Raw genomic sequence first — 11794 nt, 5'->3', positions numbered from 1 at the left:
CGCAATGTGTCAGGCATCGGTGTCGTGTGGCGCGCGGTCAGATGCGCATGGGCATCACGACGTACTTGAAGCTGTCGTTCTCGGGGATGGTCAGCAGGGCCGAGCTGTTGCCGTCCTGCAGGTCGATCCTGATCATGTCCTGGCTCATGTTGGACAGGGCGTCGATCAGGTAGGTGACGTTGAAGCCGATCTCGATGGTGTCGCCACCGTAGTCGATGTCCAGCTCGTCCATGGCCTCTTCCTGCTCGGCGTTGTTGGACGCCACGCGCAAGGTGCCGGGCTCCACCGTCAGGCGCACGCCCTTGAACTTGTCGCTGGTCATGATGGCCGTTCGCTGCAGGCTTGCCAGCAGCGGGGCGCGGCCCAGGGTCACGCTGTTGGTGTGGTTGCGCGGGATGACACGGTTGTAGTCGGGGAACTTGCCCTCGACCAGCTTGGTCACGAACTCCATGCCGCCAAAGGTGAACTTGGCCTGGTTGTTGGCGAACTGCATCTCGATGTGGGGCTGGTTCTCGCCGCCGGCATCCGACAGCAGGCGCTGCAGCTCCAGCACGGTCTTGCGCGGCAGGATCACTTCCTGCTTGGGCACTTCCACGTCCAGCTGGCTGCTTGCGAACGCCAGGCGGTGGCCGTCGGTGGCCACCAGGGACAGCTGCTTGCCCTCGGCCACGAACAGGATGCCGTTGAGGTAGTAGCGGATGTCCTGCACGGCCATCGCGAAGGAGACCTGGCCCAGCAGGTCCTTGAGCACCTTCTGCGGCACGCTGAACGACGGGCCGAAGGCCGCAGCCTCCTGCACCAGCGGGAAGTCCTCGGCCGGCAGGGTCTGCAGCGTGAAGCGGCTCTTGCCGCCCTTGAGCACCATCTTGGCCTGCTGGGTCTCCAGGCTCACGGTCTGGTCGCCGGGCATGGTCTTGAGGATGTCGATCAGCTTGCGCGCGCCCACGGTGGTGGTGAAGTCGCCGGTGTCGCCGCCGAGCTCGGCGGTGGTGCGGATCTGGATTTCCAGGTCGCTGGTGGTCAGCTGCAATGCGTTGCCGGTCTTCTTGATCAGCACGTTGGCCAGGATGGGCAACGTGTGGCGGCGTTCGACGATGCCGGACACCGATTGCAGGACCGCGAGAACTTTGTCTTGTGTGGCTTTCAGGACGATCATGTCAACCTCTGATTTAAGGATGCGGGTCTCGGTAGGAGCGGCGGCTCACAAATGAGCCCCCTCTTGCCGCTCGAATCCCCCATTTTGCCGCGTACATACGACCAGAATGGGGGAGTTTTCATCAACCTTTGAGAGTTTGCTCCAGCACGTGCAGCTGCTGGTTCAGCTCGGTCAGTTGCTGGCGTTCGCCGGCGATCTTGCGCACCGCGTGCAGCACGGTGGTGTGGTCGCGCCCGCCGAACAGCTCGCCGATCTCGGGCAGGCTCTTCTGGGTCAATTCCTTGGCCAGGTACATGGCAATCTGGCGCGGCCGGGCGATGCTGGCCGGGCGCTTCTTGCTGTACATGTCGGCCACCTTGATCTTGTAGTAATCGGCCACCGTCTTCTGGATGTTCTCCACACTGATCTGGCGGTTCTGGATGGACAGCAGATCACGCAGGGCCTCGCGGGCCAGCTGGATGGAGACTTCCTTCTGGTTGAAGCGCGAATAGGCCAGGATCTTGCGCAGCGCGCCTTCGAGCTCGCGCACGTTGGAGCGCACGTTCTTGGCCACGAAGAAGGCGACTTCCTCGGGCATCTCGGCGTTCTCGGCGCGGGCCTTGTTGATCAGGATGGCCACGCGCATCTCCAGCTCGGGCGGCTCGATGGCTACCGTCAGCCCGGAGTCGAAGCGCGATACCAGCCGCTCGTGGATGTTCGCCAGACCCTTGGGATAGGTGTCCGAGGTCATCACGATGTGGCTCTTCTTGGCCAGCAGCGCCTCGAAGGCGTTGAAGAACTCCTCCTGCGTGCGGTCCTTGTTGGCGAAGAACTGCACGTCGTCGATCAGCAGCAGATCCAGCGAGTGGTAACGCTCCTTGAATTCGTCAAAGGTGCGGCGCTGGTAGGCCTTGACCACATCCGAGACGAACTGCTCGGCGTGGATGTAGAGAACTTTGGCGTCGGGCTTGTCGGCCAGCAGCTTGTTGCCCACGGCATGCACCAGGTGGGTCTTGCCCAGGCCCACGCCGCCGTAGATGAACAGCGGGTTGTACAGGTGTCCGGGCGAGCCCGCCACATGCATGGCGGCCGAGCGTGCCATGCGGTTGGCCGTACCTTCCACCAGGGTCTCGAAGGTCAGCGCGGCGTTCAGGCGCGTGCGAAATACGGGCGCTGCCGCGTCTTCGCTGGTGACCGTGGGCACCGAGGTGACAATGGTTTCCGGCGGGGCCGAGCGCTCGCTGGTGGAGGGGCGGACGTAAGTCCGCACAACGCTTTCCCGCTGAGCAAGTGCCAACTCAAGCGTCACCGGCTGGCCATAGAGCGACTCCAGCATGGCCGAGATGCGGCCTGCATATTGGGCGCGGATCCAGTCGAGCTTGAAGCGGTTGGCCACGTAGACGGTGACTTTGGAGAAGTCTTCGGCGACGTGCGCGGTCAGGGGCTTGATCCAGGTGTTGAACTGCTGTTCGGGCATTTCCTGCCCCAGTTGCTCAACGCAGACTTGCCACAGGCCCTGGCCTGCATCGTTCGTAGGTTCCTCTGTCATTGTCGAAGTCTAGTTGTGGATAGGAGGAACTGTTGCGAGGCTGCCATTGTAGCTTTTGCGGAAGTTATCCACAAAATATCAGGAGCTTGTCCTCCGCCTTGTCGCAAAATGGGCAGGCATCCTTCGGGTTCGAAGGGCATTGCATCAAGTGGACAACGCTGTGATAATCGCGGGTTTCCCTGAATGTGTTCAGGGTGATATGTCCCGCCCGTCTGCATCGGGTCTGCATGCTGCCGCTGGCGGCCTTGGGCGAAACCTCTCGGGGTTGCTCCTTGGGCTGCACATGGCAAGTGCATCGTGCAGATTTTTGGCAGGTGGCCTGGCGGTTTGCCTTTGTGGCGGCTGCTGGCTGCACTGCGTGTAGCGTGCCGGATACGGGACCGGTGCAAAACTGAACCTTCTCTAGGAACCAACATGAAACGTACTTACCAACCCTCCAAGACCCGTCGCGCCCGCACCCACGGCTTTCTGGTCCGCATGAAGACCAAGGGCGGCCGCGCCGTGATCAACGCTCGCCGCGCCAAGGGCCGCAAGCGTCTGGCCGTCTAAGGCCAGCCATTGCTGGGCGGTTTGCTCGCTGCACTGAACCCCTGAACGGGGTGCTGGCATGCAACGGCTGAAAACACGTCCGCAGTTTCAGGCCGCCATGGCTGCCGGTACGGTATCGCGTACCGCGCATTTCGCCCTGCACCGTCTCGTTCTGACGGAGCAGGGCGGCGCCATGGCGCCACCGACAGGGCCCGGGTCGCAAGACCCGCAGGCCCTGTTCGGCGTTGGCGCCGTGCGCCAGGATGCCTGGCTGGGCGCCATGGTGCCCAAGCGCTGGGCGCGCCGTTCGGTGACGCGACACACCATCAAGCGGCAGATCTATGCCGTGGGCAGCGAGCATGAGACCCTGATGCTCCAAGGCGCCCATGTGGTGCGGCTGCGCTCGGGCTTTGACCGGCGCCAGTTCGTGAGCGCCACTTCTGATGTGCTCCGGCAGGCCGTGCGCGCCGAGCTGCAGCAGTTGTTCGCCTATGCGGCGAAACGCCTGTCGCAGCCTGCGCCCGAGCTCCCGCAGCCCGCACAGGAGCGCGCCGCAGCCGCTGGCGAGAGCATCGGGGTTGCGCCATGATGCAGCGGCTGCTGATGGCGCTGGTGCGCGGCTATCGGCTGATGCTCAGTCCCTGGCTGGGCTCGGCCTGCCGCTTCACGCCCACCTGCTCTGCCTATTCCCTTGAAGCGTTGGATCAACACGGCGCTGCGGTAGGCTCCTACCTGACGCTGCGCCGCCTGGCGCGCTGTCATCCGTGGTGTGACGGGGGGCATGACCCTGTGCCAGAGCAAAAGCCCAGGCTGTTCACCAGCCTGACGGCTGCGCCCGAAAACACCCAACCTTCCTCACCTAAGAAGTCTTCATGAACGATATTCGCCGCACCATCCTGTGGGTGATATTTGGCTTTTCGCTGGTCTTGCTATGGGACAAATGGCAAGTGCACAGCGGCAAGAAGGCCACTTTTTTCCCCGCGCCTGCCGTCGCCACGGCCCCGGCACCTGAAACGGGCAAGGCGCCCGGCGATGCCAGTGTGCCCTCGGCGGCTGCTGCGGCAACGGCCGGTGCCGGCGAAGTGCCTGGCGGCGCTGCCGCCGCGCCCGAGGCAGCCCCGCGCCAGAACGTCACCATCAGCACCGACGTGCTGCGCCTGACCTTCGACAGCCAGGGCGGCACGCTGCGCCATGCCGAGCTGCTCAAGTACGCGGATTCCGTGCACAAGGACAAGCCCGTGGTGCTGTTCGACGAGAGCGTGCACCGCGTGTACCTGGGCCAGTCGGGCCTGATCGGCGGCGGTTTCCCCACGCACAAGACGACCATGACCGCGCTGCCCGGCGCGCGCGAGCTCAAGGACGGCGAGGACCAGATGGAACTGCGCTTCGAGTCGCCCGACATGGGTGGCGTGAAGCTGGTCAAGATCTGGACGCTCAAGCGCGGCGCCTACGACATCGGCGTGCGCCATGAAGTGGTGAACACCGGCACGGCGGCCGTGAGCCCGCAGCTGTACCTGCAACTGGTGCGCGATGGCAACAAGCCCGAAGGCGAACAGTCCACCATGTACTCCACCTTCACGGGCCCGGCCGTCTACACCGACGAGAAGAAGTACCAGAAGGTCGAGTTCAAGGACATCGAGAGCGGCAAGGCCAGCGTCGAGAAGTCGTCCACGGGCGGCTACGTGGCCATGGTCCAGCATTACTTCGCCAGCGCCTGGCTGCTGGCCGAAGGCATCCAGCGCGACAACTTCCTGCGCAAGGTGGACAACAACCTCTACGCCGTCGGCATGATCACGCCGGTGGGCACCATCGAGCCTGGCCAGAGCAAGAGCGTGGAAGCGCGCCTGTTCGCCGGTCCCCAGATCGAAAAGCGCCTGGAATCGCTGGCGCCCGGGCTGGAGCTGGTCAAGGACTATGGCTGGCTGACCATCCTGGCCAAGCCGCTGTACTGGCTGCTGGACAAGCTGCACGGCTTCCTGGGCAACTGGGGCTGGTCCATCGTGGCCCTGGTGCTGCTGCTGAAGATCGCCTTCTACTGGCTCAATGCCAAGGCCTACTCCTCGATGGCCAAGATGAAGGCCATCAACCCGCGCATCATGGAAATGCGTGAGCGCCTCAAGGACAAGCCCCAGCAGATGCAGCAGGAGATGATGCGTATCTACCGCGAGGAAAAGGTCAACCCGATGGGCGGCTGCCTGCCCATCATCATCCAGATCCCGGTATTCATCGCGCTGTACTGGGTGCTGCTGTCCAGCGTGGAAATCCGCAACGCGCCCTGGATCGGCTGGATCACCGACCTGTCGGCCAAGGATCCTCTGTTCATCCTGCCCGTGCTGATGACCCTGTCCTCGCTGCTGCAGACCGCGCTGAACCCCGCTCCGCCGGATCCGATGCAGGCCAAGATGATGTGGATCATGCCCCTGGTCTTCAGCGTGATGTTCTTCTTCTTCCCGGCCGGCCTGGTGCTGTACTGGCTGACGAACAACATCCTGTCCATCGCCCAGCAGTGGATCATCAACACCCGCATGGGCGTGCCGCCGCAGTTCAACCTGCCCAAATTCGGCAAGTCCACGCCGGCCAAGTAAGCCTGCGAAGGCCCTGGCTCCAAAGCCCGCTTCGGCGGGCTTTTTCATGGGCGGCCTATCATCGGCGGCCTGAAATCCCTCCCAAGAAAGCTCCATCCATGCTGCCCCGCCACAACGACCCCATCGCCGCCATCGCCACCGCCCCGGGGCGGGGTGCCGTGGGCATCGTGCGTGTGTCCGGCAAGGGCGTGGCGCCGCTGGTGCGGGCGCTGTGCGGGCGCGACCTCAAGCCGCGCGAGGCCACCTATCTGCCGTTTCGCGATGCCCAGGGCGGCCCCATCGACCACGGCCTGGCCCTGTTCTTCCCGGCGCCGCACAGCTATACCGGCGAGGATGTGCTGGAGTTGCAGGCCCACGGGGGCCCCGTCGTTCTGCAACTGCTGCTGGCGCGCTGCCTGGAGGCTGCACAAGCCTCTGGCGAAGACCATCGCAGCGTGCTGCCGGGCCTGCGCCTGGCCCAGCCCGGTGAATTCACCGAGCGTGCCTTTCTCAACGACAAGATCGACCTGGCTCAGGCCGAGGCCATTGCCGACCTGATCGACGCCAGCACCGAGGCCGCCGCGCGCAGTGCGAGCCGTTCGCTGTCGGGCGCTTTTTCCGAGGAAATCCATGGCCTGCGCGATGCGCTGGTGCACCTGCGCATGCTGGTCGAGGCCACGCTGGACTTTCCCGAGGAAGAGATCGACTTCCTGCAAAAGGCCGATGCCAGCGGCCAGCTCGCGCGGCTGCGTGGCAAGCTGGACCAGGTGCTGTCGCGCGCCCACCAGGGTGCGCTGTTGCGCGAAGGCATCAAGGTCGTGATCGCAGGCCAGCCCAATGCGGGCAAGAGCTCGCTGCTCAACGCGCTGGCCGGTGCGGAGCTGGCCATCGTCACCCCGATTGCCGGCACCACGCGCGACAAGGTGCAGCAGACCATCCAGATCGAGGGCGTGCCCCTGCATGTGATCGACACGGCAGGCCTGCGTGAGAGCAGCGACGAGGTCGAGCGCATCGGCATCGCGCGCGCCTGGGAGGAGATCGCTGCGGCCGATGCCGTGCTCTTCCTGCACGACCTCACACGCATGGGCGAGCACGACTACCTGGCGGCCGATGCCGCCATTGCCGAAACCCTGGCCCAGAAGCTGCCGCGCCAGGTGCCCGTCATCGACGTCTGGAACAAGACCGATCGCGCGGAACCCGCCCAGATGCAAGCGCATGGCGGCCGTGAAGGCAGCGTGGCACTGTCGGCACGCACGGGCGACGGCCTGGATGCCCTGCGCCGGCGCCTGCTGGACGTGGCCGGCTGGCAGTCGGCTCCAGAAGGCCTGTACCTGGCGCGCGCGCGCCATGTGGAGGCACTGCAGGCCGTGGCCGCCCACCTGCAGGAGGCCGAGCTGCAGCTGGCGGCCCAGGCCGCCCACCTGGACTTGCTGGCCGAGGAACTGCGCCTGGCCCAGGTCTCGCTGAACTCCATCACCGGGGAATTCAGCTCCGACGATCTGCTGGGCGTGATCTTTTCCAGCTTCTGCATCGGCAAGTGACCGGGCTGCCGGATGGCCCCGACCCCATTCGCACAGCCAGCAGAGTTGCTGCAATACTTATCTTTTGCTACAAAATTTGCCGACGAAAACCCGCTTGTCGGCATTGGCGTGCCCGCTGCCGTCGCTTAGCATGCGGCGTGCCGCAGCGGCCCTCGTCGCTGCCTGCCGCCGGGCGCAGCCCTGGCGCGGGTGCGCGGCCCAATTCGAACCGGATCCGCCATGTCTTCTTCCTCCCACAATGATTTGCGGCCACTGGCCCAGGCCATGTCGTCGGCCGTGGCTGTCGATGGTGTGCAGAACGCGCTGACCTTGGAGCAATGGGATCTGCTGGCGCCCTACCTGGTGCCGGTCACGCTGGCGGCGGGCGAGCTGCTGTTTGCCGAAGGTTCGCTGGACCGCAATCTGTACTTCGTGGAGTCCGGCAGCCTCAGCGTGCACTACCAGGATGCGAAGGAGCGCATCCGCCTGGCCATCGTCGGCCCGGGCTCCATCCTGGGCGAGGGCGCCTTCTTCGCCCACCGTGCGCGCCATGCCACCGTGCAGGCGGCTGCGCCGGGACGGCTTTGGTGCCTGACGGCCATGCGCTTCGCCGAACTCAGCAATCGCCAGCCCGGTGTGGCGCTGGCCCTGGTCATGGCGGCCGGCCAGGTGCTTGCCCGCCGTGCGGTGGACAGCCGCCGCCGGGTGGCCAGTACCTGAAAGGCTCCCGGGCAGCACCTGGGGCGGGGCACTCTGCGGGCGCGGGGCGGTGACAGGCCGGCCTTTGCGCTGCGACAAATTGATACAGCGGTTTTGCTGCGCCCGTGCTCGAAATGTCGCAAAGTTGCAGGCACAATGCCGCGAGTTTGTGACTATTCGTGACAATGAGAGCCCCCATGTCTGTGTTCAACTGGTTTTCCCGCAAGCCTGTGCCGGAGCAGGGCCGTGGTTCGCCCGGAGACGATGGCCAGGCCAGTGCCGTGGCGCGTCGTGAAGCAGGGCCCGGAGGGCGCCGCAGCGAGCGTTCCGAGCGCCGTGAGCAGCTCTACGGTGTGGTGCGCGATGTCATGGTGCGTGCCGGGGTGTTGTCCGCCAGCTACAAGTTCAAGGTGCTCTCGCTGGACAACGTGGGCCAGCGCTTCGTGGTGATGATGGACCTGGCGCGGGCCTATGCCAGCGAAACCGCGCGGCTCAGCGAGATCGAGGCCATGCTGGCCCAGGCGGCCAAGGCCCGCATGGGCGCGGTCGTGACGGCCGTGTACTGGCGGGTCAGCGACCAGAACGCTGCAGCCCAGGCCCAAGCCCAGGTGCATTCCGCAGCGACGCGCGCACCGCGTCCTGCCCCGCCCATGGCCGTGCCGGTGGCGGCCTCGATGGAGGCGGCAGCGCCCCAGCGCCGCAGGCAGGACATGGCGCCCTTCGAACCCATAGACGATCAGGAAATGGCGGCCTTCAAGCTCGCCGTGGCGGCCATGCCCGCAGCCGGGCGGGGTGCCGGCTCTGCTGCAGCGGCTCCCGCTGGTGTGCGCCGCTCGGGCCCTTTGCTCGGGCCGGGCGCAGGCGATCGCGGTGCGGACTTTCCCCACAGCACGCTGGACCACCTGGACCTGGGCGTCACCCAGTACGGCGAACTGCGCTGACCGGGCTGCGGCCTGGCTCAGTGGCCGGCGAAATCCACCAGCGTGAACAGCGGCAGTCCGCTATCGCGCAGCAAGGTGGAGCCGCCCAGCTCGGGCAGGTCCACGATGGCCGCGCCCTCGATCACGGTGGCGCCGAGTTTTTCCAGCAGCCGCTTGCCGGCCATCATGGTGCCGCCGGTGGCGATCAGGTCGTCGATCAGCAGCACGCGGTCGCCCGCCTTGACGGCGTCGGTGTGCAGCTCCACGGTGGCACTGCCGTATTCGAGTTCATAGGTTTCCTCCACCGTAGTGAAGGGCAGCTTGCCCTTTTTGCGGATGGGTACAAATCCCACGCCCAATTCGTGGGCCACCACGGCGCCCAGGATGAAGCCACGCGCATCGAGCCCGGCCACCACATCGGGGCGCATGCCGCGCTGCATGTAGCGGTGCACGAAGGCGTCGGTCATCACGCGAAAGACCTGCGGGTCCTGCAGCAGCGGCGTGATGTCGCGGAACTGCACGCCGGGCGCCGGCCAGTCGGGAACGGTGCGTATGTGGGTGCGCAGGTAGTCGTTGACGCTGGGGGTGGTATGCATGGCGCTGGATCGGGGGCTGGAGAAGACGGGCCAGTGTACCCAGGCGCCCGATGGCGACCGCCGCCGCCGGATGGCCAGACCGCCTAAAATCATCCAGATGAATTCTGATGCTGCCACCCTGGATGCGCTGGACACGCCCCGTGCCCTGCGCCTGGCCCGCGACACCCTGGGCATCGAGGCCGATGCCCTTCAAGCCATGTCGCAGCGCCTTGATGGCGTGTTCGGTGAAGTGGTGCAGCGCATCCTGCGGCTGTCCGGCCGCGTCGTCGTGATGGGCATGGGCAAGAGCGGCCATGTCGGGCGCAAGGTGGCCGCCACCCTGGCTTCCACGGGCACGCCTGCGTTCTTCGTGCATCCGGCCGAGGCCAGCCATGGCGATCTGGGCATGGTGACCGGCATTGACCTGGTGCTGGCGCTGTCCAACAGCGGCGAGGCCGATGAGCTCGCTGCGCTGCTGCCGGCCATCAAGCGCCAGGGCATTGCGCTGGTGGCCATGACCGGCGGCGCGCAATCCACGCTGGCCCGCCATGCCGACTGGGTGCTGGACACCCGTGTCGAGCGCGAGGCCTGCCCCCTGAACCTGGCGCCCACGGCCAGCACCACCGCGCAGATGGCCATGGGCGACGCCCTGGCCGTGGCCCTGCTCGATGCGCGCGGCTTTGGCGCCGAGGACTTTGCGCGCTCCCATCCGGGCGGTGCGCTGGGCCGCAAGCTGCTGACCCATGTGCGTGATGTCATGCGCAGCGGCGATGAGCTGCCGAAGGTCGGGGCCGATGCCAGCTTTGTCGAACTGATGCGCGAGATGAGCGCCAAGGGCCTGGGCTGCTCGGCCATCGTCGATGGGGCAGGCGTGCTACAGGGCATCTTCACCGACGGAGACCTGCGCCGCTGCGTGGAGGCCGGCACCGACCTGCGCGCGCTGCAGGCCGGCGATGTCATGCACAAGGGGCCCCGCACCATCGCCGAAGACGCGCTGGCCGTGGACGCCGCCAGCATGATGGAGGAGCACGGCATCACCGCGGTGCTGGTGGCCGATGCGCAGCGCCAGCTGCGCGGCGTGGTCCATATCCGCGACCTGATGCGCGCCAAGGTGATCTGATGGCACGCGCTCCTTTGACGCCCGTGCAGAACTGGGACCCACAACTGCTGCTGCTGGCACAGGATGTGCGGGTGGCCTTCTTCGATGTCGATGGCGTGCTCACCGATGGCGGCCTGCTGTTCTCTGGCGAAGGCGAGGTGCTCAAGCGCTTCAACACGCTGGACGGCCATGGCCTGAAGCTGCTGCAAAAGGCCGGCATCACGCCCGCCGTGGTGACGGGCCGCGATTCGCCGGCCCTGCGCCTGCGGCTGAGCAACCTGGGCGTCACGCATGCGCGCTTTGGCACGGAAGACAAGGTGCCTGCCGCCGAGGCCATTCTGGGCGAGCTGGGCCTGCAGTGGCACCAGGCGGCAGCCATGGGCGACGACTGGCCCGACCTGCCCGTGATGCGGCGCTCCGCCTTTGCCTGCGCGCCGGCCAACGCCCATGACGAGGTGCTGGCCGTGGCCGACTGGATCACGCCGCGCAGCGGTGGCGAAGGGGCGGTGCGCCAGCTGTGCGACCTGCTGCTGGCCGCGCGTGGCGCCTATGCCGGGCTGCTGGCGGAATACGCATCATGATCCAGGCTTGGCGCCGCGTCGGTGACCGGCTTTCCCTGTACCTGCCCGTGCTGCTGATGGGCCTGCTGGCGCTGGGCACCTGGTGGCTGGTGCGCAATGCACCGCAGCCCGTGGCCAGCGGCACCGAAAAGGCCGTGGCGCATGAGCCCGACTACTTCATGAAGGATTTCTCGATCAAGAGCTTCGACGCCACGGGGCGGCTCAAGAGCCAGATCGAGGGTAGCGTGGGCCGCCACTATCCGGATACCGACACCCTCGAAATCGACAACGTGCGCATGTTCGCAGTCTCGCCTGAAGGCCGCATCACGCGCGGCAGCGCCAAGCGGGCGCTGAGCAATGCCGATGGTTCCGAGGTGCAGATGTTTGGCAATGCCGTCGTCACGCGCGAGCCATTTGTGACAGCAGGTAAACAACCGCAGCCGCAGTTGCAATTCCAGGGCGAATTCCTGCACGCCTGGCCCAACGAGGAAAGAGTGAGTTCCAACCAGCCCGTGGTGCTGACCCGTGACAAGGACCGTTTCACGGCCGACAGCATGCAGTACAGCAACCTGGATCTGGTGATGAAGCTGCAGGGCCGCGTGCGCGGCACCCTGCAGCCGTCCAGGACCAAGTAAGGCGCCAGCG

The 11794-nt window shown here is 66.0% G+C and carries 13 protein-coding genes; 10 read left to right on the top strand and 3 right to left on the bottom strand.

The annotated features are described in order from the left end of the window. Positions 1–37 precede the first annotated feature (37 nt). Both dnaN and dnaA read right to left on the bottom strand, forming a co-directional pair. Complete coding sequence (gene dnaN / locus KDK82_RS23755) at positions 38–1156, bottom strand: DNA polymerase III subunit beta (RefSeq protein ID WP_012201942.1); 1119 nt, start codon at positions 1154–1156, stop codon at positions 38–40. A 121-nt stretch (positions 1157–1277) separates the two neighbouring features. After that, a complete protein-coding gene (gene dnaA, locus KDK82_RS23750) occupies positions 1278–2684 on the bottom strand; it encodes a chromosomal replication initiator protein DnaA (protein WP_088166400.1) in 1407 nt (468 codons plus the stop codon). Positions 2685–3098: 414 nt separating this feature from the next. Between dnaA and rpmH the strand changes: the two genes are divergently transcribed. From rpmH to KDK82_RS23715, 7 genes are all read left to right on the top strand, one after another. Then, a complete protein-coding gene (gene rpmH / locus KDK82_RS23745; RefSeq protein ID WP_012207856.1) occupies positions 3099–3233 on the top strand; it encodes a 50S ribosomal protein L34 in 135 nt (44 codons plus the stop codon). 58 nt (positions 3234–3291) lie between these two features. Next, positions 3292–3801, top strand: coding sequence for a ribonuclease P protein component (locus KDK82_RS23740; protein ID WP_012207855.1), 510 nt, complete (start codon positions 3292–3294; stop codon positions 3799–3801). Further along, positions 3798–4088: a membrane protein insertion efficiency factor YidD gene (gene yidD, locus KDK82_RS23735; protein ID WP_088166399.1), complete on the top strand. Its 291-nt coding sequence runs from the start codon at positions 3798–3800 to the stop codon at positions 4086–4088. Before KDK82_RS23740 ends, yidD begins: the two co-directional genes overlap by 4 nt. Next, complete coding sequence (yidC, locus tag KDK82_RS23730) at positions 4085–5797, top strand: membrane protein insertase YidC (protein WP_013804811.1); 1713 nt, start codon at positions 4085–4087, stop codon at positions 5795–5797. The genes yidD and yidC overlap by 4 nt, the downstream gene beginning before the upstream one ends. Positions 5798–5895: 98 nt before the next feature. Next, positions 5896–7317 (top strand): tRNA uridine-5-carboxymethylaminomethyl(34) synthesis GTPase MnmE, encoded by a 1422-nt coding sequence (mnmE, locus tag KDK82_RS23725; RefSeq protein ID WP_088166398.1) that lies wholly within the window; start codon positions 5896–5898, stop codon positions 7315–7317. A gap of 219 nt (positions 7318–7536) precedes the next feature. After that, positions 7537–8016, top strand: coding sequence for a Crp/Fnr family transcriptional regulator (locus KDK82_RS23720; RefSeq protein WP_012207851.1), 480 nt, complete (start codon positions 7537–7539; stop codon positions 8014–8016). A gap of 176 nt (positions 8017–8192) precedes the next feature. After that, positions 8193–8936: a hypothetical protein gene (locus tag KDK82_RS23715; RefSeq protein WP_088166397.1), complete on the top strand. Its 744-nt coding sequence runs from the start codon at positions 8193–8195 to the stop codon at positions 8934–8936. Between the two features lie 17 nt (positions 8937–8953). Here KDK82_RS23715 and KDK82_RS23710 read toward each other — a convergent pair whose 3' ends face one another. After that, entirely contained in the window at positions 8954–9511 is a 558-nt protein-coding gene (locus KDK82_RS23710; protein WP_012207849.1) for an adenine phosphoribosyltransferase, read from the bottom strand. 97 nt (positions 9512–9608) lie between these two features. On the opposite strand from KDK82_RS23710, the gene KDK82_RS23705 reads away from it, so the two are divergent. From KDK82_RS23705 to lptC, 3 genes are read left to right on the top strand one after another with little or no spacing between them, the layout of a single operon-like run. Next, positions 9609–10610, top strand: coding sequence for an SIS domain-containing protein (locus KDK82_RS23705; protein WP_088166396.1), 1002 nt, complete (start codon positions 9609–9611; stop codon positions 10608–10610). Continuing rightward, entirely contained in the window at positions 10610–11170 is a 561-nt protein-coding gene (locus tag KDK82_RS23700) for an HAD family hydrolase (RefSeq protein WP_088166395.1), read from the top strand. The genes KDK82_RS23705 and KDK82_RS23700 overlap by 1 nt, the downstream gene beginning before the upstream one ends. Further along, positions 11167–11784, top strand: a complete 618-nt coding sequence (gene lptC / locus KDK82_RS23695) for an LPS export ABC transporter periplasmic protein LptC (RefSeq protein WP_088166394.1) — start codon at positions 11167–11169, stop codon at positions 11782–11784. Before KDK82_RS23700 ends, lptC begins: the two co-directional genes overlap by 4 nt. The last annotated feature ends 10 nt before the right edge of the window (positions 11785–11794 follow it).

This window comes from Delftia sp. K82 (assembly GCF_002193035.1).
Classification (GTDB): domain Bacteria; phylum Pseudomonadota; class Gammaproteobacteria; order Burkholderiales; family Burkholderiaceae_C; genus Comamonas; species Comamonas acidovorans.
Note: the sequence above shows the minus strand (reverse complement) of the source record. Positions and strands in the feature narration are given on the sequence as shown.

Excerpts from the sequence above, each read along its gene's own strand:
- dnaN (WP_012201942.1), bottom strand. The coding sequence starts at position 1,156 with ATGATCGTCCTGAAAGCCACACAAGACAAAGTTCTCGCGGTCCTGCAA.
- dnaA (WP_088166400.1), bottom strand. The coding sequence starts at position 2,684 with ATGACAGAGGAACCTACGAACGATGCAGGCCAGGGCCTGTGGCAAGTC.
- rpmH (WP_012207856.1), top strand. The coding sequence starts at position 3,099 with ATGAAACGTACTTACCAACCCTCCAAGACCCGTCGCGCCCGCACCCAC.
- KDK82_RS23740 (WP_012207855.1), top strand. The coding sequence starts at position 3,292 with ATGCAACGGCTGAAAACACGTCCGCAGTTTCAGGCCGCCATGGCTGCC.
- yidD (WP_088166399.1), top strand. The coding sequence starts at position 3,798 with ATGATGCAGCGGCTGCTGATGGCGCTGGTGCGCGGCTATCGGCTGATG.
- yidC (WP_013804811.1), top strand. The coding sequence starts at position 4,085 with ATGAACGATATTCGCCGCACCATCCTGTGGGTGATATTTGGCTTTTCG.
- mnmE (WP_088166398.1), top strand. The coding sequence starts at position 5,896 with ATGCTGCCCCGCCACAACGACCCCATCGCCGCCATCGCCACCGCCCCG.
- KDK82_RS23720 (WP_012207851.1), top strand. The coding sequence starts at position 7,537 with ATGTCTTCTTCCTCCCACAATGATTTGCGGCCACTGGCCCAGGCCATG.
- KDK82_RS23715 (WP_088166397.1), top strand. The coding sequence starts at position 8,193 with ATGTCTGTGTTCAACTGGTTTTCCCGCAAGCCTGTGCCGGAGCAGGGC.
- KDK82_RS23710 (WP_012207849.1), bottom strand. The coding sequence starts at position 9,511 with ATGCATACCACCCCCAGCGTCAACGACTACCTGCGCACCCACATACGC.
- KDK82_RS23705 (WP_088166396.1), top strand. The coding sequence starts at position 9,609 with ATGAATTCTGATGCTGCCACCCTGGATGCGCTGGACACGCCCCGTGCC.
- KDK82_RS23700 (WP_088166395.1), top strand. The coding sequence starts at position 10,610 with ATGGCACGCGCTCCTTTGACGCCCGTGCAGAACTGGGACCCACAACTG.
- lptC (WP_088166394.1), top strand. The coding sequence starts at position 11,167 with ATGATCCAGGCTTGGCGCCGCGTCGGTGACCGGCTTTCCCTGTACCTG.